We start from the raw sequence: 21593 nt of genomic DNA on the forward strand, positions 1-21593 counted from the left end.
TTATGAAAATTAAAAATATAAGATATTCATTCGCTGCAGTAGGATTGTTGCTTCTTAGCTCTTCTTGTGGTGAAGATTTTTTAACAGTTGATCCAAAAGGACTTCCATTGGTAGAGAATTATTACAAAGATGAATCAGAAGCATTCTCAGCATTAGTTGCTACTTATGATATCATGGGCAAACAATCAAAAGGTTTTGAAAACATGATTACCATGCTAAACGCTGGTTCAGATGACTTTTATGCCGGAGGTGGAGGGCCTGGAGATGGAGCAGGAATTCATGGTTTTGATAATTATAAATTAGATAAAATCACTATGCCTAGAAGTTATTGGGGAGATTTTTTCCAAGGAATTGCCAGAGCAAATATTTTACTGTTAAAATTGCCAGAGGTAAATATGTCTGATGCAAAGAAAGTACGTTTTGCAGCAGAAGCAAAAGCATTGCGTGGCTATTACTATTTTGAACTAGTAAGAACGTTCAGGAATTTACCATTAATTCTAACTCCAATTTCACCAGCCGAGGGATATAAAAGTACCCAAGTTAGCCCGGAAGAAATTTATGCTCAAATTGAGAAAGATTTAATTGAAGCAAAAGCAGGTTTACCAAATAAAGTAGATACCGCAACAGAAGGAGGTCGTTTTTCTAAAGGTGCTGTTCAGGCACTATTAGGGAAAGTATATTTATATGAAGGTAAAAATTCATTGGCAGCGGCGGAATTTGCTGATGTAAATGGAACTCCGGGAGGTACAAGTATGTATGGATACAAACTGCTTAGTAAATTCTCAGATTTATGGGTGATCAGTAATAAATTTAACTCAGAAGCGATTATCGAAATTATGCATACAGATAAAAGTAATGCAGATTGGGGATTCTGGGGCGGTGGAGCTGACGAAGGTAACTCTGTAAATATTATGGTTGGTCCAAGAGGATACGAGAGAGCACAAACTACATTACCAGATTATGTTTCCGGATGGAGTTTTAATCCTGTAACCCCTAGTTTGTATAATGCTATGAAAGGAGATCCACGTTTTGAATCTACAATTTTTGACGTGCTGCCTTTAGTTGCATCAGGAGCAGCTAAGTACGCAAAAGGAGATCAGGATACAGGATATTTCTTAAAGAAATTTATGCCTTTAAATTCTGATACTTCATCAGGAGGTGGAGCGACGGCTTTAAATTACAAACAAGATACTTATGCAATCCGTTTAGCAGATACTTATTTAATGGAAGCAGAAGCTTTAGGCGGAACAGGAGCAAGAGCACAGGCTTTACTAGATGCTGTACGTGCTAGAGTTGGTTTAGGTTCAGTACCAGTATCTTTGGATGCTATTGCTAACGAAAGAAGATTAGAATTGGCTGGTGAAGGGCACCGTTGGTTTGATTTAGTAAGAACCGGGAAAGCAGCAACTGTTCTTGCTAGTAGTGGATTTGTGGCTGGTAAAAATGAAATTTGGCCAATTCCACAGAAAGATTTAGAGAACACTCAACTTGTTCAAAATCCTAATTACTAATAGTTAATAAAATATCATATGAAAATAAATATAAACAAAAAACAAAGATTTTTACTATTGTTTTTTATGGCAGCTGTATTAGGCTTTACAAGCTGTCAGCCAGATGATTCTTTTGTTGATAATGGTTTAACCAACAACAATGTTGATGCATCTTTTGATATTGTTCCTGTTGAAGGCAAAGTAAATACTTATAATCTGGTTGCAAAAACCAATGTAGTTTTAAAATCAATCTGGAATACAGGAAATGGAGATTATGTTGGAAAAGGAGTGCAGGAAGTTTCTTTTCCTGATGCAGGAACTTATACGATTACCCAAACGGCCATTGGGGCTGGAGGAGGTAAAGCTACTGCATCTAAAGAGTTAGTAGTTGCTACAACAGATCCTTTAAAAGGTAATTTAGTTCAGGGAGGCTCTTTCGCAACAGCAGCGGATCAGGCAAAATGGACTGTATTAAATTTAAGTGCTTCAGGTGCGGCTTTTTGGTCTTATGAAAATAATAGTGCTACTATTCATTCTCCGGGAGGATGGGCTCAAGAAGGAATTTATCAGGCTATAGATGTTGTAAAAGATAAAGAATACACAATTGATATGCATGTTTCTTCACCAAGCGGGTCAGATGAAACCTGGTTTGAAGTTTATGCAGGAACATCGGCACCGGTTTCAGGCGTTGAATATAAAGATAATAAAGTAATGGGGCTAAGTACTTGGGATGGTTGCGCGAAAGATTTATTTTCAGGTATGCTTTCTGTAGTTGGATGTGTTAAAAATGAGAAAACAGGTACAGTTTCTAATACAGTAAAATTCGCTGCAACAGGTAAGATTTATTTACTAATTCGCTCTGGCGGTAATAAGTTTACAAAAGACGGAATTACTGTTACTAAAATCGAGTTTAGAGGAAAATAAAAAGATTAAGTTAAGTTTAAGTTTGGTTGTAAATAGCCCATAATCGTTATGAGTATGGGCTATTTTTTAAAACCTTAAACTACGTCAGAGAAAGAGTTTCTGAAAAAAAATATACTTCAATTTAGAATTTAAATAATAAAGGAAGAATGAAAAATAATAGTTTTAAAATTCTATGTTTTTTATTTTCGGTGGCTTCTTTTGCCCAACCGAAAACAAAAAAAGAATTTACAACCAATGGAAAAAAAATAGCAGTTTATACTACTGCTGAAAATTCAAATCTAAGGATTACTTCTACAGATAATTTAACTTTTTCTGCAGCAAAACAACCTCTTGAAACTGAGACATCAGTTTTTGTAGAACCATCAAAAAGATTCCAGACTTTTATGGGAATTGGTGGCGCTATTACAGATGCGAGTGCTGAAATTTTTGCTAAACTTTCAAAAGAAAAACAAACAGAATTCTTAAATGCCTATTATGATAAAAATAAAGGAATTGGCTATTCTTTGCTAAGAACAACGATACAAAGTTCTGATTTTAGCAGTGGAAGCTATTCTTATATCGAAGAAGGCGATAAAGATTTAAAAACGTTTTCTATTGATCATGACAGACAATATCGCATTCCGTTAATAAAGCAGGCCATTCAGACTGCTGGAGGAAAATTGTTAACTTATGTTGCACCCTGGTCACCAAATGCTTTCATGAAAAGCAATAAAAATGTATTAAAAGGCGGGACTTTACTACCTGAATATTATCAGACTTGGGCAAATTTTTACGCCAAGTTTATAAAAGCATACGAGAAAGAAGGAATTCCAATTTGGGGAACTTCAACTCAAAATGAGCCAATGGCGGTACAAACATGGGAATCTTGTATTTATACTGCAGAAGCTGAAAGAGATTTTATTAAAAACTTCCTTGGGCCAACATTGAAAAAGGAAAAATTAGGTGATGTAAAAATTATTGCATGGGATCATAACCGCGATTTAATGAATTACAGGGCTAATGTTATTTACTCTGATCCTGAAGCTTCAAAATATGTTTGGGGAATGGGTTTTCACTGGTATGAAAACTGGTCAGGCGGAGCTTCAATGTTTGATAATGTGGCCAAAGTAAATGAAGCTTATCCTGATAAAGGTTTACTATTTACTGAAGGTTGTGTTGAAAAGTTTGATGCTAAAAAATATCAATTTTGGGGTAACGGCGAGAGATACGGTATTTCTATGATTAATGATTTTAATAATGGAACTGCAGGGTGGACAGACTGGAATATTCTTTTAGATCAAAATGGTGGTCCTAATCATGTCGGAAATTTTTGTTTTTCACCAATCCATGCTGACACTACAACGGGCGAGTTAATTTATACACCTTCTTATTACTATATCGGACATTTTTCAAAATTCATTCGCTTAAATGCAGTTAGAGTTAGCTCTGCTGTGAGCAGAAGTGCTTTATTAAGTACCTCATTTTTGAATGCTGATGGAACCATGGCAACTATTGTTATGAACCAAACAGATAAAGAGGTTACATATAATTTAATAATAGCTGCTGAAAAAACAGTAGTAAAAATTCCTGCGCATGCTATACAGACACTTGTATATTAATGTTTTATAGAAGAGTACGAGGGTTGATCTGAATCATCCATTTTGGCCCTCGATTACTTGAATTTTAAATTAAACAGTTTTTTTGAAAAGTAACAATGAAAGCCATAAATAGAATATTAATAGCTCCAATACTAGTGCTGCAATTAAGTTGTGCTTCATCAAAGGTTGTGGATAACACTACTGTTTCTGCATCCAAATCAAACAAAAAAATTAAGGTTTATACTACGGCCGAAAATACTAATTTGAGATTATCATTATCTAATAATTTAATTTTAAATTCAACTTCACAACAAACAAATTCAACAGTATCTATTGTTATTGATGCTGAAAAAACAGATCAGACTTTTTTAGGAATTGGCGGTGCTATTACAGATGCAAGTGCTGAAGTTTTTGCCAAATTATCTCCTAAAAAACAGCAGGAATTCCTTACTGCTTACTACGATAAAAATAAAGGAATTGGTTATTCCTTAGCCAGAACTAACATTCATAGTTGCGATTTTAGCAGCGACAGTTATACTTATATTTCTGAGGGAGACAAAGAATTAAAAACCTTCAATATTGATCACGATAGAAAATATCGAATTCCATTAATCAAAAAAGCAATTGAAACTGCCGGCGGGAAATTAACATTATTTGTAAGTCCCTGGAGTCCCCCAGCTTTCATGAAAGACAATAATGATATTTTGCACGGCGGCGTTTTATTGCCTGAGTTTGCACAATCATGGGCAAATTATTATGCCAAGTTTATAAAAGCATACGAAAAAGAAGGTATACCAGTTTGGGGATTGACAATTCAAAATGAACCAATGGCCAAACAGAGATGGGAATCTTGTATTTATACTCCGGAAGCCGAACGAGATTTTCTGAAAAATTTCCTCGGACCAACTTTAGAAAAAGAAGGACTGGGCTCTAAAAATATTATTATTTGGGATCACAATCGTGGTGATCAGTTAGAAACAAGGGCCAATCTTGTTTTTTCAGATCCTGAAGTTTCAAAATACGCCTGGGGAATTGGATTCCACTGGTATGAGACCTGGAATGGCGGACCTCCGCAATTTCAATCTGTAGGTAATGTACATAAAGCTTTTCCAAATAAAAATTTACTTTTTACAGAAGGCTGTGTAGAAAAATTTGATGCCACAAAATTTCAATTCTGGGGAAATGCAGAGCGTTATGGTCTTAATATGATTAATGATTTTAATAACGGTACGGTTGGCTGGACAGACTGGAATATTCTTTTAGATAAAAATGGAGGACCTAATCATGTTGGGAATTTTTGTTTTGCTCCAATCCATGCAGATACCACAAAAGACGAATTGATTCTTACTCCAATGTATTATTATATTGGTCATCTTTCAAAATTTATTCAGCCGAATGCAAAAAGAATAAATCAAACTAACAGTGATCAAAGTCTTTTGAGTACGTCTTTTAAAAACCCTGACGGAAAAATTGCCACTATCATTATGAACCAATCAGATAGGGAGGTTGTTTATAGTTTAATAAATAACACATCTAAAACCATTATAACTATACCGGCACACGCTATGCAGACAGTTGTATACTAAGTGTCACTATTAACTAAAAAACCATAAAAAATGAAACTAAACTTTAAAAACACTATAAAAGCATTATTCTTTGCGATTGCCATATTCGCACAGGTAAAATGCTCTTCATCAAACGATGCCACTGATCCTGTTCCGCCGCCGGTTACACCTCCTGTAACTCCTCCTGTTGTTGTCACAAACGATGTCGATTTTTGGCTTACAAAAGGAGATCAAAGCATGTTATTAGCGAAACAAACAGGAACTTTAGGATTTGGAACTGTTTCTAATACTTATACCAATATCGAAGTAAATGCATCTCAAAAGTATCAGACTGTAGATGGTTTTGGTTACACTTTAACAGGAGGAAGCGCTGAAATGATTAATCAATTAACAGCATCAAAAAAGAGTGCTTTATTGAAGGAATTATTTGGTACAGGAGAAAATTCTATTGGCGTAAGTTATCTTAGAATCAGTATTGGTGCATCAGATTTAAATGCTAGTCCTTTTACCTATGACGATCTTCCAACGGGAGAAACTGATTTAGATTTGGCAAAATTTAGTTTAGCTAAAGATAAAGCTGGAGTAATTGCTCTGTTGAAAGAAATTCTGGTAATCAATCCTAAAATTTTGATTATGGCAACACCATGGTCTGCTCCAGTTTGGATGAAAGACAAGGACAGTTTTATGGGAGGAAAATTACAGACTCAATACTATGATGTTTATGCTAAATATTTTGTAAAATACATTCAGCAAATGAAGGCTGAAGGAATTACAATTGATGCCATAACGCCTCAAAACGAGCCTTTGCATGACGGAAATAATCCTAGTATGTATATGTCTGCCACAGATCAGGCTTCTTTTATTAAAAATAATTTAGGCCCTGCTTTTAAAGCTGCAAATCTTAAAGTTAAAATTATTGCATACGATCATAACTGTGATAATCCTAATTACCCAAAAGCAATTTTGGCCGATGTAGATGCTAATCCATTTGTAGACGGATCTGCCTTTCACCTTTATGGTGGAGATATCAGCGCGCTTACGAATGTGTACAATGCTTACCCAACTAAAAATATCTATTTTACAGAGCAATGGACTTCTTCTGCAGCCAGTTTTGATGGCGATTTAAAATGGCATCTTAGAAATGTAATCATTGGTTCTATGAGAAATTATAGTAAAAATGCGCTTGAGTGGAATTTAGCCAATGACGGCAATTTTCAACCTCATACTGATGGTGGCTGTTCTATGTGTAAAGGTGCTTTGACAATAACTTCAAGTGAGGCTTTTCAGCGTAATGTTGCTTATTACATCATTGCCCATGCTTCAAAATTTGTTCCAATGGGTTCTATAAGAATTGGAAGTAATTCAGGCGGAGATCTTCAAAACGTTGCTTTTATTACACCTTCCGGATCAAAAGTATTAATTGTTGAAAATGATGGGGCAACAAGTCAAACCTTCAATATTAAATTCAATAATAAATGGGTTACAACGTCTTTAGACGCTGGAGCAGTTGCAACTTATACCTGGAAATAATCAGATAATTTTTAACAGAAAATAAATCATTTTCAGATGAAAAAAATATTTATAACAGTACAACTTTTACTTTCAGTTGCTACTTTCGGACAAGGTTTCTTGCATAGAGACGGACAAAAGATCGTAGACGGAAACGGGAAAAATATAATATTAAGAGGTCTTGGTTTAGGCGGATGGATGGTTCAGGAAGGGTATATGTTACAAACACAGTCCTTTGCGAGTCCTCAATATCAGATTAAACAAAAAATTCAGGAAGTTGCAGGAGAAAAAGGAACAAAAGAATTCTATGCGGCATATAAAGCAAACGGTATCACAAAACGCGATATCGATTCATTAGCAGCCTGGGGTTTCAATTCGGTTCGTTTGCCAATGCATTACAACTTGTACACACCATCAATTCAGGAAGAAAAAAATGGCGAAATTACCTGGATTGAAGAGGGGTTTATCATGACAGATAATTTATTAAAATGGTGTGCCGAAAATAAAATGTACCTGATTTTAGATTTGCACGCAGCGCCAGGTGGGCAAGGGAATGATGCGGCAATTTCTGATTATGATACCACTAAGCCATCACTTTGGGATAGTGAAGCCAATCAGAAAAAAATGATTGCTTTATGGAAAAAACTCGCTGCTCGTTATAGAGATAATCCCTGGATTGGGGCTTACGACATTATCAACGAACCAAACTGGAATTTTACAGGAACCAATAAAAACGGTTGCGATGAAAATTCTAATGGTCCATTAAGAGATTTAATGGTTGCGGTTACAAAAGCGATTCGCGAAGTGGATACCAATCATATGGTTATTATCGAAGGGAATTGTTGGGGAAATAATTACAACGGAGTTTTTCCTTTATGGGATGAAAATATGGCTTTAAGTTTTCATAAATATTGGAATTACAATGACAAAGAATCCATCCAGAAAATGTTGGATTACAGAACACAATATAACATTCCGATTTGGTTGGGAGAAAGTGGAGAAAATTCTAATGTTTGGTTCAAAGATGCACTTACACTAATGGAAACCAATAATATTGGATGGGCTTTTTGGCCAATGAAAAAAATAGAAAATATTGCCGGCGTGACTTCGGTTACAAAAATTCCTGAATATGATATTTTACTAAAGTATTGGAAAGATGGAGGGCAAAAACCATCAGAAGATTTTGCCAAAAAAGCGTTGATGAAAATGGCAGATAATTACAAAATGGAAAACGTAACCGTTAAACCAGATGTTATTGATGCGATGTTCAGACAAGTTCAGACTAATGACACTAAACCATATATAAAACATGTAATTCCGGGGAAAATTATTGCAACGCAATATGATCTGGGAACAAACGGATATGCTTATTCGGATAAAGATTTTGTGAATTACAGAGTAGCAACCGGAACTTTTGATCAATGGAACAAAGGAAATACCATGAGAAATGATGGTGTTGATATTTTGCCATGTAAGGATTCGGGATCAAACGGTTATCAGGTTTCTTTTATTGAGGATGGAGAATGGCTGCAATTTACTTCAGAAGTTAAAAAACAGAATGATTATAAAGTTGCTATTCGTTATTCAAGTGAAAGTTCTGAAGGTAAACTTCATTTAGAAACAGAAGGCGGAAATAAATCAGAAACCATCACACTTCCTGCAACAGGAGATAATAACAAATGGAAAACTGTTATTTTATCAGGAGTAAACTTAAATGCCGGAACAAACAAAATTAAAGTGGTTTTCGAAAAAGGCGGCTTCAATCTAAATTATTTGGATTTTTCAGAAGCTAAAAAAGGTACATCAAAAAAGTAAAAACTAATTCAAATTAATAATGATGAAAATAAAGAATTACATGAAAAAAGTAGGGACTTTTACTTTTCTCTTATTGTTTGGCTTCCAGTCTTGCAGCAGTGGTAGCGACGCAGGAGATGGAGATCCAGTGCTGCCAGCACCTTCAAATCTTACTGTTAAAATGGAAGTAGTTGGTAAAACGACTGATAAACCTGATGGAGATGGAAGTGGGAAAGTACATTTTACCTTTAATGCAGCAAATGCAATTTCATACAAAGTCTTAATTGATGGTCAGGCAAAAGACCTCACGAATGGTGATTTAACGTATGAATTTACAGCTTCGGGAACTAAAAATTATCCCATAATTGTTTCGGCTTATAATGCTGCGGGGCAATTTGTAAGTAAAACAACTTCTGTTACTGTTTTTGTTGCGAGAAAAATACTTTGGGCTGATGAATTTGATGTTAACGGTTCTCCAAATAACTCAAAATGGGGTTATGATTTAGGAACGGGAAATGGTTTTGGCAATAATGAATTACAGTATTATACCAATAGACCTGAAAATGTAATTATTTCAAATGGTACTCTAAAAATTAAAGCCATTAAGGAAGAGTATATGGGAAGCCATTATACTTCATCGAGAATGCTTACAAAAGGGAAGTTTTCATTTAAATATGGAAGAGCCGAAGTTCGTGCAAAACTCCCTGTTGGCGGCGGAACATGGCCTGCGTTCTGGATGTTAGGTGCTAACATTGACACTGCCGGTTGGCCATTATGTGGAGAAGTAGATATTTTAGAATCTGTTGGAAACAATCCAAATGTCAATCATTCATCGTTGCATTCGCCTGGACGTTCAGGAAATACGCCAGACACTGCGATCGTAACCGTTCCAAATTCGGCAACAGAATTTCATGTTTATGCTGCTGAGTGGTCTGCAGATAATATTAAGTTTTATGTAGATGATCAATTGTTCTACACCTATATAAATAGCGCTTCAACACCATTTAATCAAAACTTCTTTCTGATTTTGAATTTGGCAATGGGAGGTAATTTTGGAGGAACAGTTGATCCAAATTTTACGAATGCAACTTTCGAAGTTGACTACGTCAGAGTGTATAATTAACATAAGTTTTAAATTGATTTTTTTCAGTAAAGCCTCGGAAAGACTAGCTTTACAAGATTAAAATTTTTTAAATATGAAAAAGATAAATTCAATTGTTTTAGTGGTAATGCTGCTTTTGGTAAGCGGTTCATTTTATGGTCAAAATTTAAAAATTATGACCTACAATATTCGTTTAGATGTGGCTTCAGATGGAGAAAATGCATGGCCAAACCGAAAGGATTATTTTACTTCTCAAGTACAATTTTATAGTCCGGATATTTTTGGGGTCCAGGAAGCACTACCAAACCAGGTTATAGATATTGCTTCGGTTTTTCCAAAATACAACAAGTTTGGAATAGGAAGAGAAGAAGCAGGAACAGGAGAAGCATGTACGATTTATTATAAAAAAGATCGTTTTAAAGTTCAGGACTCTAATACATTTTGGTTGTCAGAAACACCAAATGTAGTTTCAAGAGGATGGGATGCTGCTTGTAACCGAGTTTGTACCTATGGACTTTTTACCGATTTGAAAACAAAAAAGACATTTTGGGTTTTTAATCTGCATTTGGATCATATGGGTGAAGAAGCAAGAGTAAAGGGAGTGCAGTTAGTACTTTCGAAAATTGCAGCAATTAACAGCAAAAAATACCCAGTTTTTTTAATGGGAGATTTTAATTCGGAACCTGATACCAAACAAATTACAGAGATTAAAAAAGTGATGGATGATACCAGAGATGTTTCTAAAGAAAAACCTTTTGGACCGTCAGGAACCTTCAACGGTTTTAAATACAATGAACCAGTAACGTTGTTAATAGATTACATTTTTGTTTCTAAAAATAGTGGACTGAAAATAGAAAAACACGCAGTGCTAAGTGATTCTAAAGATTTAAAATATCCTTCAGATCATTTGCCTGTCTTAATAGAAATAGATTAAATATGAAAAATAGTATGAAAAAACTCCAGATTTTACTTTTACTGCCACTTATAGCAGTTCAGGTAAAATGTGGATCTTCAAAAAATGCAGCTGCCAATTCCGGTAAAGCTCAATCGTGGATCACGACTACAGATGAATCATCAAAATTGCTAAAGCAAAATGATTTAGTTTTTAATTCGGATGCGAATTCAAACCAAACCATTTTAGTTGATGCTTCTCAAAAATTCCAAACTATTGAAGGTTTTGGATTTTCATTAACTGGAGGAAGTGCCCAGGCAATTTTGAAATTGGATAAAGCGAAAAGAGCAGCATTGCTTCAGGAGCTTTTTTCAAGAAAAGGAGATGCCATCGGTTTGAGTTATTTAAGAATCAGTATTGGTGCTTCAGATTTGAATGAAACTGTTTTTTCGTATGATGATATGCCGGAAGGCCAAACGGATTTAAAATTAGAACACTTTAACCTTGGGCCGGATTTAAAAGATGTAGTGCCGGTTTTAAAAGAAATTTTAGCTGTAAATCCGGATATAAAAATTATGGGTTCTCCATGGTCTCCACCAGTATGGATGAAAGACAACGGAAGCTCTAAAGGAGGAAGTTTACAACCTAAATATTATCAGGTTTACGCCGAGTATTTTGTAAAATATATTCAGGCAATGAAAGAGCAGGGAATTGTAATTGATGCAATCACGCCTCAAAATGAACCTCTTCATCCGGGAAATAATCCAAGTTTATTGATGCTTGCGGAACAAGAGGCTGATTTCATTGGAAATCATTTAGGCCCAGCTTTTGCAAAAGCAAAAATTAAAACCAAAATTGTGATCTACGATCACAATTGCAATAAACCAGAATATCCTCTGACTATTTTAAAAGATGCAAAAGCAAACCCTTTTATAGCGGGTTCTGCATTTCATTTATATGAAGGAGATATCAGCGCCATGTCTACAGTTCATGATGCTTATCCAAACAAAGATTTATATTTTACAGAACAATACACAGGATCAGGAAGCAATTTTGAATCTGATTTGAAATGGAGTGTAAAAAATGTAGTAATTGGTTCGATGCGTAACTGGAGTAAAATTGCACTTTCTTGGGGATTAGCAAATGATGAATTCTACAAACCTTTTACACCAGGTGGCTGTTCAACTTGTAAGGGTGCTTTGATGATTGATAAAAATCAGAATATTAAAAGAGAAGTTGGGTATTATATTATTGGACACGCTTCTAAATTTGTTCCGGAAGGATCAGTTAGAATCGGAAGTAATATTAGTGGAAACCTTTATAATGTCGCTTTTAAAACCCCATCGGGACAAATTGTGCTAATTGTAGAAAATGATGGAACTGCAGCAGAAACATTCAATATCAAATACAATCAAAAACAAATTTCAACTACTTTAAATGCAGGTGCAGTAGCCACTTACGTTTGGTAATCAAAATTAAACTATGAAGAAATTAACCACATTTACCTTGTTGATGGTCTCGTTTTTTGCGGCCGCTCAGCAGGAAACAATCGATCAGAAAGTAAATGCTTTACTGAAGAAGATGACTATTGAAGAAAAAATAGGTCAGCTTAATCAATATACTGGAGATAATTCAGCAACAGGGCCAATCACAATTAATCCAAACAAACAAGCCGAAATTAAGGCAGGTTTAGTGGGTTCGATGTTAAACATCATCGGAACAAAATATACTAGACAATATCAGGAATTGGCGATGCAGTCCCGTCTTAAAATTCCGTTGTTGTTTGGACAAGACGTTATTCACGGTTATAAAACAACATTCCCAATTCCGTTAGCCGAGGCTGCAAGCTGGGATTTAGCGGCAATCGAATTGGCTGCCAGAGTTGCGGCTACAGAAGCATCTGCAAGCGGTATTCACTGGACATTTGCTCCAATGGTCGATATCGGGCGTGACCCACGTTGGGGAAGAGTAATGGAAGGTGCCGGAGAAGATACTTATCTGGGATCTAAAATTGCCTACGCAAGAGTAAAAGGTTTTCAGGGAAATAAATTGGGAGATCTAAATTCCGTTATGGCCTGCGTAAAACACTTCGCGGCTTATGGCGCTGCTGTTGGCGGAAGAGATTATAACTCTGTTGACATGAGTGAAAGAATGTTGCTTGAAACCTATTTACCTCCATTTAAGGCGGCTTTAGATGCAGGAGCAGCAACCTTTATGAACTCATTTAATGATGTAAACGGAATTCCGGCAACTGGAAATTCTCATTTGCAGCGTGATATTTTGAAAGGAAAATGGAACTTTCAGGGATTTGTAGTTTCTGATTGGGGCTCGATTGGAGAAATGGTAGCACACGGTTATTCAAAAGATCTTAAAGAAGCCGCTTATTCAGCAATTACTGCCGGAAGTGATATGGATATGGAAAGTAATGCTTATCGTTATAATTTAGCCGAATTGATTAAAGAAGGAAGAGTTTCTGTTGATTTGGTTGATGATGCTGTAAAACGTATTCTTCGTAAGAAATTTGAATTAGGTTTATTTGAGGATCCATACCGATATTCAGATGATAAAAGAGCTGAAAAAGCACTTAGCAATCCTGAAAACAGAAAAGCAGCACTTGAAGTAGCGGAGAAAAGTATTGTTTTATTAAAGAATGAAAACCAGACTTTACCGCTTTCTAAAAGTGTAAAAACAATTGCATTTATTGGACCAATGGTAAAAGAGTACAAAGCCAATATGGGATTTTGGTCGGTTGAATTGCCAGAAGTAAATTATGATAAATGGGTAGTTTCGCAATGGGATGGTTTACAAAATAAAGTGGGTAAAAACACTAAATTATTGTACGCAAAAGGTTGTGAAGTTGACGGAGATAATAAAGATGGTTTTGCTGAAGCGGTTGCAACTGCAAAACAAGCTGATGTTGTTATCTTGAGTATTGGCGAAAGACGCGATATGAGCGGTGAAGCAAAAAGCAGAAGTGATCTTCATTTGCCAGGTGTTCAGGAAGATTTAGTAAAAGCGATTCAGGCAACAGGAAAACCAGTTGTGGTTTTGGTAAATGCAGGAAGACCGCTTATTTTTAACTGGACTGCAGACAATGTTCCTGCAATCGTTTATACCTGGTGGCTAGGAACTGAAGCTGGAACTGCAATCGCTAATGTTTTATTTGGAGATTACAATCCGTCAGGAAAACTGCCTATGACTTTCCCGAGAGAAGTTGGTCAGGTGCCAATTTATTACAATCATTTCAGCACGGGAAGACCAGCTAAAGATGAGGATTCAAAAAATTATGTTTCAGCTTACATCGATTTAAAAAACTCTCCGAAATTTCCTTTTGGATATGGTTTGAGCTATACGAAATTTGATTATTCAGGTTTGAAATTATCTTCAACAAAAATTAAAAGTAATGAAACGATTAAAGTTACTTTTCAATTATCAAATGTTGGAAAAGTTGCCGGAGAAGAAGTAGTACAGTTGTATTTAAAAGACAAATTCGGATCTGTTGTAAGACCGGTTTTAGAATTGAAAGATTTCCAAAAAGTAAAATTAAATGCAGGAGAATCTAAAACAATTGAGTTTACAATTGACAAAGAGAAACTTTCTTTCTACAATAATAAATTAGAATGGGTTGCTGAACCAGGAGATTTCGAAATAATGATTGGAGCTTCATCAGCAGATATTAAACTAAAATCAGATTTTGAATTAGTACAATAATATAGAATGTCAATTAAAATTGGCGTTATGGATTTTATAAAGGTTTTGAATTATTTCAAAACGGTATTTATAAAATCCATAGCGCCAATTCCTTTATAAGATGCATATAAGGCTTTATCAAAAGCTTCACGTTTTGCTTTTTTGTCTTTTGCTTCAGTTTCAACAATCATTTGGTTGAAAATCTTCTCCTGTTGCTGACTGTATTTTATAGATTCTTCTAAAAGATACGTTTTAGAAACAAACCCGAAAGAAGTCCAGATTTTGGTTCTAATTTTTTCATTGATATTTTTTAACGGATTGGTATTCATATCTCTTGCATTAACTTTCTTATTTGTGATGAAACTAAAAATAGAATTATTCTTACTTTTGTGTTTCAATAATAACAAATGTTTTTATTAATGTGTTATTATGACGCAATGTACTTATTTTTTTTATATTGCATTTTAATTTTAAGTTAAAATTGTGAGCCATACACTTCTTTATTAGCGTTTTATTTCTGTACTAATTCTTTTGAATTAGATGAAAAATGTTTTCGTTTTATCAAAATGAATTACATTGCAAGATAATTTGACACTGAAAAAGTGGTATTTAATTGAAAACGAATGCTAAAAGACATTATAGAGAATAATGAAAATTATCAGCCCGGACTGTCAATCGACTGTGTGATTTTTGGCTTTCATGACAATCAGCTTAAGGTTCTTTTGATTAAAATTCCGCATCGTGAAACCTGGTCTTTGCCCGGTGGATTTATTCCGGTAGATCAGGATATTGATGTTGCGGCGGTTACCGTTTTAAACGAAAGAACGGGTGTAGAGGGTATCTTTTTAAGGCAATTTGCTACCTTCGGAAAAGTAAAACGTAACGACCAGCACTTTGATAAAAAGATATTAGAATATTTAAAAATTGAAGAAGAAAAAGGTAAATGGCTGATGCGTCGTTTTGTTACAATTGGCTATTATGCCTTAGTCGATTTTCTAAAAACTATTCCAAAACCAGCCAATAAAGACGAAGTAATTGAGTGGATCGATCATAAAGAAGTACCCGAACTTATTCTGGATCACAAAGAAATTCTGGATAAAGCTTTAGATACTTTAAGAATGGAATTGAATTTAATGCCGGTTGGATACAATTTATTACCAGAGAAATTCACCATTCCGGAACTTCAGAAATTATACGAAACAATCTTAGATAAAAAACTGGACAGAAGAAATTTTCTTCGAAAAATAACCAATATCGGAATCCTGACGAAATTGGACGAAAAGAAAAGCAATGTCGCTCACAAAGCGCCAAATTTGTATACTTTTGATAAAGATAAATACGAGGAAGTCCTGAAAAACGGACTGAATCAAGGCTGGTAAAATTCGAATTAATTTTAAACTTAGCGATTATGGTCTCAATTGAAACATTTAGAAAATTAGCCATGTCATTTCCTAATGCGACAGAAGAGCCACATTTCGAGAAAACTTCTTTTCGTGTCAATAAGAAAATCTTCGGCACATTTGATGAAAAGAACAATAGAGCGGTTTTAAAATTAAATGAAATCGATCAATCTGTTTTTTGTGCTTCTAGTGAAAAGATTTTTTATCCAATTCCAAATAAATGGGGAAAACAAGGCTGGACGATAGTTGAACTTTCAGAAGTAAGACCCGAAATGTTTGAAGACGCTTTGATACTATCTTATGAAAATGTAATTTCAAAAAAGAAATAAGTTCTATCTGACAATCGTTCTAAAAGTCAAATTTACTCTCGGTTTTGAAGTTGTTTTTGTTGGCGGCAAACGATGAAGCCAATGTGTTTGTGTTTCATCTTTCATTACTAATAAACTACCGTGTTCCAGAATTAAGGAAACAACTTCTTTTGTTTCTTTGTGTTTGAAACCAAATTTACGTTCCGCTCCAAAACTGACAGAACCAATTGCGCCATTCTTCTTTAAATCTTTTTCGGCGTCGCTGTGCCAGGCCATTCCTTCCTCTCCGGAATGATACAAATTAAGCAAGCAGGAGTTGAATGTTTCGCCTGTTTTTTCTTCAATAATGGCTTTTAATTCCAAAAGTTCTTTTGTCCACGGAAGTGCTTTTTTTGTTGTATTGGAGTATGTATATTCAAAACCCGAATCACCGTACCAGGCCACTTTTCGTTTGGTTAAAATTAATTTTCCAAAGATGATCGCTTCGTCATTTTTCCATTCAATTGTGTTCAAAAGCAATTCTAAATAATGGTTTGAATCTTCATGAGAAAATAATTTTCCATAATAATTCACCGTTCCATCTTTCGGAAGCAGGTTTGTGTTTTCGTCTGTATGCGGATTAAATAAGTCCATTTTTCCAGTTTTGATATTCGGTTTTCATGCAATGTCCGCAAGGTCTGAAACCATTTTCCATAGCTTCGTTTTCAGATAAAAAGAAAACCCGGTTTTCACGTTTCATTCTTTTACCCGAAGCGCATTTTAGTGTTCCGTAAATTTTTAGTTTCCGGTTTCCACCGAAGCAAATTTCCGCATTTTTAATTTTATTTCGGAGATCAGGTTCCGAAATTTTGTAGTGATGAATCATATTTTTTTTTCGCATTTTCATGGTAGAGGCACACAGCAGTGTGTCTCGGCAAAGATTGGTTTCTGACCACAGAATCTGGATTAAATTAATTTTTCACGCAGATTTTTCAGATTAAAGCAGATTTTAATTAAAAAAATAATTACAAAAATTATCTGTGCACATCTGCTTAAATCATTTTAAAATCTGCGTGAAACAAAAATTTGGCGACTCTGCGCCTTTGCGAAATTAAATATTTAAGACAGCGCATCATGAAAAATAATCCCCAACGTATGTCTTTCACCAGAATGAATCTCGCTAACACCATGTTTCATATTCACACGATAATATCCTTTTGTGCCTTTAACAGGTCTGAAATTGGTTGTAAAAACCAAAACATCGCCTTTTTTAGGTTTCAAAACAATCGCTTTTGATTGCGCTCTGGGCGTTTGTTGAGTTAAGACAAATTCTCCTCCAGTAAAATCTTCATCAGGTTCGTTTAGAAAAAGAACTATTTGAATAGGAAAATAAACATCTCCGTATAAATCCTGATGCAGAGTATTAAAACCGCTTTTACCATATTTTAAAATTAAAACCGTTGCTTTTAGTTGATTATTAGCGTGACATTGCTCTAGCAATTTCTCATGTGTTTCTGGAAAAACAGTATTGATGTTTAATACTTTCATCCATGAATTTGCAATTGGTGCCAGCTTTGGATAAATAGCTGAACGAATGCTTTGAATCAAATCCGGAAGTGGATAATTAAAGTATTTATATTCACCTAAACCAAATCGGTATCGCTCCATAACAACTGTTTTTCGGTATAAATTTGGATTATCATAATCGAATTTTAAATCTTCGCATTCTTCGGTAGTAAGTAAATTGGGAATAATCGCAAATCCATTTTCGTGCATAGATTCGGTGATGCTTTCCCAATTTTGAGAAGCAATTTTTGATTGTATATTTTGCATGGAATTAAGTTTAGAGATCTGAATTTAGTTGCGCGCCTTCCCAGCCAATTATAGCTGTTTTTCGAGTATTTCCCCACATATAACCACCAAAGGTACCTGTAGATTGAATTACGCGGTGGCAGGGAATTAAAAACGCTACGGGATTACTTCCAATAGCTGTTCCGACAGCTCGCGAAGCATTTGGTTTTTCAATTTGATGTGCTATGGAACCGTAAGTAGAAAGCTGTCCCATCGGAATTTTAAGCAGCGTTTCCCAAACTTTCAATTGGAAATCAGTTCCTTTTAAATGCAGTTTGATTTCAGATAATTTACTCCAGTCGTTTTGGAAAATAAATAAGGCATTTTGTTGTACTAAATCCAGTTTTCGGGAGAATGTTGCATTTGGGAATTTATGTTTTAAATCTTCAAATCCAATTTCTTCGTTTTCTGCGAATGCCATAAAACAAACTCCTTTTTGGGTCGAAGCCACAATGATATTCCCAAACGGACTTTCGGCAAAACTGAAATTTATTTCCAGATTCTTTCCACCATTTTTATATTCGGCCGGTGTCATTCCTTCGATGTTTATGAATAAATCATGAAGACGGCTCGTTCCGGAAAGTCCGGTATCGAAAGCGGTGTCAAATAATGTTGCCTGATTGTCTTCTTTCAGAATTTTTTTAGCATGTTCGACACTGATATACTGCAAAAACTTCTTCGGACTTGTACCAGCCCATTCGGTAAACAATCGCTGAAAATGAAACGGACTCAAATGCACTTTTTCGGCAACCTCATCAAGATTGGGCTGCGTTTTAAAATTGGCTTTGATATAATCGATCGCATCAGCGATTCTATTATAATTGATGTTTTCCTGTGTGTTCATTTCTTTCAATTTTATAAGGCAAATATCGACAGGGTTTGGCAATCATAAAATCCGAAACTTGCTTTGTTTTTGTTTCAGGTTTCACGTTCTGTAGCAACCTGAAACCTGAAACCTGAAACCTGAAACCTGAAACGAAATGTTAATGTGCCGTAGTTTTAGAAAAAACATTGATAACTACAACGCCAATCATAATTAATACTAATCCAATAATGGCAGGTAAATCTGGAATTTGCTTAAAGAAAACCGCACCAATTATGGTAATCAAAACAATTCCGACGCCGGACCAAATGGCGTACGCAATGCCAACCGGAATAGTTCTAATAGCAAAACTTAAAAAGTAAAACGCAGCAAAATAACCTATAATTGTAATAATGCTGGGAATAAGCTGCGTAAATTGTTCTGATCTTTTTAAGGCAGAAGTAGCAATGATTTCAAATAGTATGGCAATTCCTAAAAAGAAGAAGTTTTTCATGTTTCACGTTTTTACAAAGTTAAGCTTTGTTTTTGAGTGAGATATAAAAGACTTATTTAAGATTATCTTTTGACATAGAAACACTTATTAGTTTATAACCATTTTCTGTTCTTAAAAATTCAAAATGATCCTGACCAAAATCCTCACTGTTTTTTGAAGTTATTACTATGTTCATAACGGGATATTGCCACTCTTTGGATTCATTACAATTGTTAAAATAGTTCTCATATTCTTCTTCTTTGAATATAAATTGATTTAAACCATCAGTTGAAATAAAGTAGTCCGTTTTTTCAGAATTTAGTTCTTGTAACTTTAATTTTAAAAGCGTGTAATTATGATCAATAAATGTAGGTTTTGTGGTCTTTATCCATCCATTTGGGTTTTTCCAATAGGTGATTTTTTCAAAAGAATGTTTTAGTAAATTTTCTTTGGACAGATCTGAAAGCAAAGTGTTTTTGAGCCATAATTTAAACTCTTTATCATAATTAATAAAAGAATAATACTGACCATCAATTCCATGAAAAATTTGTCTTACAGGATCCTTAGTTGGTGTTTTTGATTTCTCTAAAGAATAAAAATTCAGATCATAATCGTTTTCATATTCAAATTTTTCTACTAAGACTTTATTGGTGGTGTCTATAAGAAGTTCTTTTCCGCCAGTCCAGCCGTAATGTTCTTCGTCAAGCTTTGTTTTAATAGCACCTTTTAACGCAACAATCAGTCCATTTCGTGCTTTTGTTAAATTGCTGTATGCCGCCGGAATCACAATTTTTCCGTCCCCGTTAAACATGCCCATTTTATCCGTTTTTGGATCTCTGAAACGAATCAAACCTTCATTTTCGCAATCCGGTCCGTTATCAAAAATGTACAAACTGTCAAGGCCGACAATTTTTCCTGATTTGGTTAAGTAATAACTTTTCCAGCTATCCTTTACATCTTCACTTACCGCAATGATACCGTCAAATTTATGAGCAGAAGTCATTCTCGTAAATTTTGGCGTTATCTTGATGTTGCCGTTCTTGTCCTTAAATCCGATATGAGTTGTGTCCTTATCCCAAAACGAAATCCAGGTATCCTTATTTTGAGCAAATAGGGAACAACTTAAAAGGAGAAATATATAAAGGATGGTACTCTTTTTCATGAAAATTTAGTTATCGCAGATAAATTTCAGGTTCCTTATTTTTTGCTTCGTCAAAACAAGCAGAGCATAACATTTTAAAATCGGCGTTGGCCTGAAAAACATCTGTCCATTCTTCGCCATTATCAAGAAGCCATTGTTCACATTCTCCACACCAGGCAATCTGCGGAAGGTCTTCTTCGGCTTCGGAATAGAAAAAACCAACTTTTGCTTTATTGTCAATAGCCATGGCAATATGTATGCAGGTAAAAGACATATCTTTTGAGCCATGTTTTTCACATGAAATTTTTTCAATCATATTTTTATTGTTGTGAAATTGTAATCAGTAGTAAGACTATTTTTTTCTTTCCTGTTTTTCTTTTTCTTTTTTTGCCTTTTCTTCTTCTTTAACTCTTTTTTCTTCTTCGTGTTTTTTGATAAGTTCCTCTTTTTGGATTTTTGCAGCCTGAATTTGGTTTTGCAAATCCTGAATTTTCTTTGAACTTTTGTCTAAATCAGATTGCGATTTATTTACTTTTTCTTCAGATTTTTGAACTTTCTTTTTCGATTTTTCAATATCTTTTTTAAGATCGGCATTGTCATTTACTTTGTTTTCAAAACTGGCCAATTCTTCTTGATTAGCCTTTAAATCGGCTTCTTTTTCTGTTGATTTAAGCTGTAATTTCTTTAGTTTTCTTTCTTCAGTAGCCAGCTTTTCTTCTGCCGTTTGAATATTATTAAGATTACGTGCCATATCGCGCTGTTGCTGTTGCTGTTGCATAAACATTTGGTTTTGCTGTCTGAACATGGCATTGCTAGCCTGCATTTGTCTTTGCATGCTGGATTGCGCATTTGAAAAGAAAGGTAAAAGCGTAAGTAATAATAAAATTAGGCGTGTTCTCATAATTTAGTCAGGTATTTGGGGATGAAATTTCAAATGTAAAACTTAAATTGAAAAAAGGGTATAAAATATCTGATTAAATCTGGCTAATTTGAAGCCTGAAAATTGTACTTTTCAAAAAAGCTATGAATAGAATTCTATTGATTTTGATGCGCTGTAGTCGTTCTGTATTTTCCAA

21 protein-coding genes are annotated in these 21593 nt (G+C 34.8%); 12 read left to right on the forward strand and 9 right to left on the reverse strand.

The genetic code is table 11. The features are described 5' to 3' along the window. The first annotated feature begins 2 nt into the window (after positions 1-2). The 10 genes from AC3ITQ_RS07815 to AC3ITQ_RS07860 all read left to right on the forward strand — a co-directional run bounded on the left by AC3ITQ_RS07815 (position 3) and on the right by AC3ITQ_RS07860 (position 14564). Positions 3-1511 (forward strand): RagB/SusD family nutrient uptake outer membrane protein, encoded by a 1509-nt coding sequence (locus AC3ITQ_RS07815; protein WP_489237832.1) that lies wholly within the window; start codon positions 3-5, stop codon positions 1509-1511. An 18-nt stretch (positions 1512-1529) separates the two neighbouring features. Then, positions 1530-2414, forward strand: coding sequence for a hypothetical protein (locus tag AC3ITQ_RS07820; RefSeq protein ID WP_489237834.1), 885 nt, complete (start codon positions 1530-1532; stop codon positions 2412-2414). A gap of 146 nt (positions 2415-2560) precedes the next feature. Continuing rightward, the gene (locus tag AC3ITQ_RS07825; protein ID WP_489237836.1) at positions 2561-4012 is read left to right on the forward strand and encodes a glycoside hydrolase family 30 protein; all 1452 of its coding nucleotides are present in this window, start codon (positions 2561-2563) and stop codon (positions 4010-4012) included. A gap of 95 nt (positions 4013-4107) precedes the next feature. After that, positions 4108-5577, forward strand: a complete 1470-nt coding sequence (locus AC3ITQ_RS07830; RefSeq protein WP_489237838.1) for a glycoside hydrolase family 30 protein — start codon at positions 4108-4110, stop codon at positions 5575-5577. Between the two features lie 30 nt (positions 5578-5607). Beyond that, the gene (locus AC3ITQ_RS07835) at positions 5608-7086 is read left to right on the forward strand and encodes a glycoside hydrolase family 30 protein (RefSeq protein ID WP_489237840.1); all 1479 of its coding nucleotides are present in this window, start codon (positions 5608-5610) and stop codon (positions 7084-7086) included. A 36-nt stretch (positions 7087-7122) separates the two neighbouring features. Further along, the gene (locus AC3ITQ_RS07840) at positions 7123-8880 is read left to right on the forward strand and encodes a cellulase family glycosylhydrolase (RefSeq protein ID WP_489237842.1); all 1758 of its coding nucleotides are present in this window, start codon (positions 7123-7125) and stop codon (positions 8878-8880) included. A 19-nt stretch (positions 8881-8899) separates the two neighbouring features. Next, entirely contained in the window at positions 8900-9982 is a 1083-nt protein-coding gene (locus AC3ITQ_RS07845) for a glycoside hydrolase family 16 protein (RefSeq protein WP_489237844.1), read from the forward strand. 73 nt (positions 9983-10055) lie between these two features. Beyond that, the gene (locus tag AC3ITQ_RS07850) at positions 10056-10895 is read left to right on the forward strand and encodes an endonuclease/exonuclease/phosphatase family protein (protein ID WP_489237846.1); all 840 of its coding nucleotides are present in this window, start codon (positions 10056-10058) and stop codon (positions 10893-10895) included. Positions 10896-10897: 2 nt separating this feature from the next. Continuing rightward, positions 10898-12322, forward strand: coding sequence for a glycoside hydrolase family 30 protein (locus AC3ITQ_RS07855; protein WP_489237848.1), 1425 nt, complete (start codon positions 10898-10900; stop codon positions 12320-12322). 13 nt (positions 12323-12335) lie between these two features. Continuing rightward, positions 12336-14564: a glycoside hydrolase family 3 N-terminal domain-containing protein gene (locus AC3ITQ_RS07860; protein ID WP_489237850.1), complete on the forward strand. Its 2229-nt coding sequence runs from the start codon at positions 12336-12338 to the stop codon at positions 14562-14564. Positions 14565-14614: 50 nt separating this feature from the next. On the opposite strand, the gene AC3ITQ_RS07865 is transcribed toward AC3ITQ_RS07860, so the two are convergent. Then, positions 14615-14941, reverse strand: a complete 327-nt coding sequence (locus AC3ITQ_RS07865) for a hypothetical protein (protein WP_489237852.1) — start codon at positions 14939-14941, stop codon at positions 14615-14617. Between the two features lie 225 nt (positions 14942-15166). On the opposite strand from AC3ITQ_RS07865, the gene AC3ITQ_RS07870 reads away from it, so the two are divergent. Together AC3ITQ_RS07870 and AC3ITQ_RS07875 are read left to right on the forward strand one after the other, a co-directional pair. After that, positions 15167-15922: an NUDIX hydrolase gene (locus AC3ITQ_RS07870; RefSeq protein ID WP_375033862.1), complete on the forward strand. Its 756-nt coding sequence runs from the start codon at positions 15167-15169 to the stop codon at positions 15920-15922. A 29-nt stretch (positions 15923-15951) separates the two neighbouring features. After that, a complete protein-coding gene (locus AC3ITQ_RS07875; RefSeq protein ID WP_489237854.1) occupies positions 15952-16272 on the forward strand; it encodes an MmcQ/YjbR family DNA-binding protein in 321 nt (106 codons plus the stop codon). A gap of 3 nt (positions 16273-16275) precedes the next feature. Here AC3ITQ_RS07875 and AC3ITQ_RS07880 read toward each other — a convergent pair whose 3' ends face one another. From AC3ITQ_RS07880 to AC3ITQ_RS07915, 8 genes are all read right to left on the reverse strand, one after another. Continuing rightward, positions 16276-16884, reverse strand: coding sequence for an alpha-ketoglutarate-dependent dioxygenase AlkB family protein (locus AC3ITQ_RS07880; RefSeq protein ID WP_489237856.1), 609 nt, complete (start codon positions 16882-16884; stop codon positions 16276-16278). Next, positions 16871-17116 carry an Ada metal-binding domain-containing protein gene (locus AC3ITQ_RS07885; RefSeq protein WP_489237858.1) on the reverse strand — a complete coding sequence of 82 codons (246 nt, stop codon included), beginning with the start codon at positions 17114-17116 and terminating at the stop codon, positions 16871-16873. The genes AC3ITQ_RS07880 and AC3ITQ_RS07885 overlap by 14 nt, the downstream gene beginning before the upstream one ends. Before the next feature lie 233 nt (positions 17117-17349). Continuing rightward, positions 17350-18063: a 2OG-Fe(II) oxygenase gene (locus tag AC3ITQ_RS07890; protein ID WP_489237860.1), complete on the reverse strand. Its 714-nt coding sequence runs from the start codon at positions 18061-18063 to the stop codon at positions 17350-17352. Between the two features lie 10 nt (positions 18064-18073). Further along, positions 18074-18925 (reverse strand): methylated-DNA--[protein]-cysteine S-methyltransferase, encoded by an 852-nt coding sequence (locus AC3ITQ_RS07895; RefSeq protein WP_489237861.1) that lies wholly within the window; start codon positions 18923-18925, stop codon positions 18074-18076. Between the two features lie 139 nt (positions 18926-19064). Beyond that, positions 19065-19397, reverse strand: coding sequence for a DMT family transporter (locus AC3ITQ_RS07900; RefSeq protein WP_194658550.1), 333 nt, complete (start codon positions 19395-19397; stop codon positions 19065-19067). 52 nt (positions 19398-19449) lie between these two features. Next, positions 19450-20538: a WG repeat-containing protein gene (locus tag AC3ITQ_RS07905; RefSeq protein ID WP_489237863.1), complete on the reverse strand. Its 1089-nt coding sequence runs from the start codon at positions 20536-20538 to the stop codon at positions 19450-19452. Between the two features lie 10 nt (positions 20539-20548). Then, positions 20549-20833, reverse strand: coding sequence for a hypothetical protein (locus AC3ITQ_RS07910; protein ID WP_489237865.1), 285 nt, complete (start codon positions 20831-20833; stop codon positions 20549-20551). A 36-nt stretch (positions 20834-20869) separates the two neighbouring features. After that, positions 20870-21418 (reverse strand): hypothetical protein, encoded by a 549-nt coding sequence (locus AC3ITQ_RS07915; protein ID WP_489237867.1) that lies wholly within the window; start codon positions 21416-21418, stop codon positions 20870-20872. Positions 21419-21593: the final 175 nt, after the last annotated feature.

Source organism: Flavobacterium sp. KH_001 (genome assembly GCF_057840745.1).

What these genes read in the sequence shown, in the direction of transcription:
- AC3ITQ_RS07815 (WP_489237832.1), top strand. Translation starts at nt 3, where the DNA reads ATGAAAATTAAAAATATAAGATATTCATTCGCTGCAGTAGGATTGTTG.
- AC3ITQ_RS07850 (WP_489237846.1), top strand. Translation starts at nt 10,056, where the DNA reads ATGAAAAAGATAAATTCAATTGTTTTAGTGGTAATGCTGCTTTTGGTA.
- AC3ITQ_RS07890 (WP_489237860.1), bottom strand. Translation starts at nt 18,063, where the DNA reads ATGCAAAATATACAATCAAAAATTGCTTCTCAAAATTGGGAAAGCATC.
- AC3ITQ_RS07855 (WP_489237848.1), top strand. Translation starts at nt 10,898, where the DNA reads ATGAAAAATAGTATGAAAAAACTCCAGATTTTACTTTTACTGCCACTT.
- AC3ITQ_RS07835 (WP_489237840.1), top strand. Translation starts at nt 5,608, where the DNA reads ATGAAACTAAACTTTAAAAACACTATAAAAGCATTATTCTTTGCGATT.
- AC3ITQ_RS07880 (WP_489237856.1), bottom strand. Translation starts at nt 16,884, where the DNA reads ATGGACTTATTTAATCCGCATACAGACGAAAACACAAACCTGCTTCCG.
- AC3ITQ_RS07840 (WP_489237842.1), top strand. Translation starts at nt 7,123, where the DNA reads ATGAAAAAAATATTTATAACAGTACAACTTTTACTTTCAGTTGCTACT.
- AC3ITQ_RS07900 (WP_194658550.1), bottom strand. Translation starts at nt 19,397, where the DNA reads ATGAAAAACTTCTTCTTTTTAGGAATTGCCATACTATTTGAAATCATT.
- AC3ITQ_RS07905 (WP_489237863.1), bottom strand. Translation starts at nt 20,538, where the DNA reads ATGAAAAAGAGTACCATCCTTTATATATTTCTCCTTTTAAGTTGTTCC.
- AC3ITQ_RS07885 (WP_489237858.1), bottom strand. Translation starts at nt 17,116, where the DNA reads ATGATTCATCACTACAAAATTTCGGAACCTGATCTCCGAAATAAAATT.
- AC3ITQ_RS07825 (WP_489237836.1), top strand. Translation starts at nt 2,561, where the DNA reads ATGAAAAATAATAGTTTTAAAATTCTATGTTTTTTATTTTCGGTGGCT.
- AC3ITQ_RS07860 (WP_489237850.1), top strand. Translation starts at nt 12,336, where the DNA reads ATGAAGAAATTAACCACATTTACCTTGTTGATGGTCTCGTTTTTTGCG.
- AC3ITQ_RS07845 (WP_489237844.1), top strand. Translation starts at nt 8,900, where the DNA reads ATGATGAAAATAAAGAATTACATGAAAAAAGTAGGGACTTTTACTTTT.
- AC3ITQ_RS07870 (WP_375033862.1), top strand. Translation starts at nt 15,167, where the DNA reads ATGCTAAAAGACATTATAGAGAATAATGAAAATTATCAGCCCGGACTG.
- AC3ITQ_RS07820 (WP_489237834.1), top strand. Translation starts at nt 1,530, where the DNA reads ATGAAAATAAATATAAACAAAAAACAAAGATTTTTACTATTGTTTTTT.
- AC3ITQ_RS07875 (WP_489237854.1), top strand. Translation starts at nt 15,952, where the DNA reads ATGGTCTCAATTGAAACATTTAGAAAATTAGCCATGTCATTTCCTAAT.
- AC3ITQ_RS07830 (WP_489237838.1), top strand. Translation starts at nt 4,108, where the DNA reads ATGAAAGCCATAAATAGAATATTAATAGCTCCAATACTAGTGCTGCAA.
- AC3ITQ_RS07915 (WP_489237867.1), bottom strand. Translation starts at nt 21,418, where the DNA reads ATGAGAACACGCCTAATTTTATTATTACTTACGCTTTTACCTTTCTTT.
- AC3ITQ_RS07910 (WP_489237865.1), bottom strand. Translation starts at nt 20,833, where the DNA reads ATGATTGAAAAAATTTCATGTGAAAAACATGGCTCAAAAGATATGTCT.
- AC3ITQ_RS07895 (WP_489237861.1), bottom strand. Translation starts at nt 18,925, where the DNA reads ATGAACACACAGGAAAACATCAATTATAATAGAATCGCTGATGCGATC.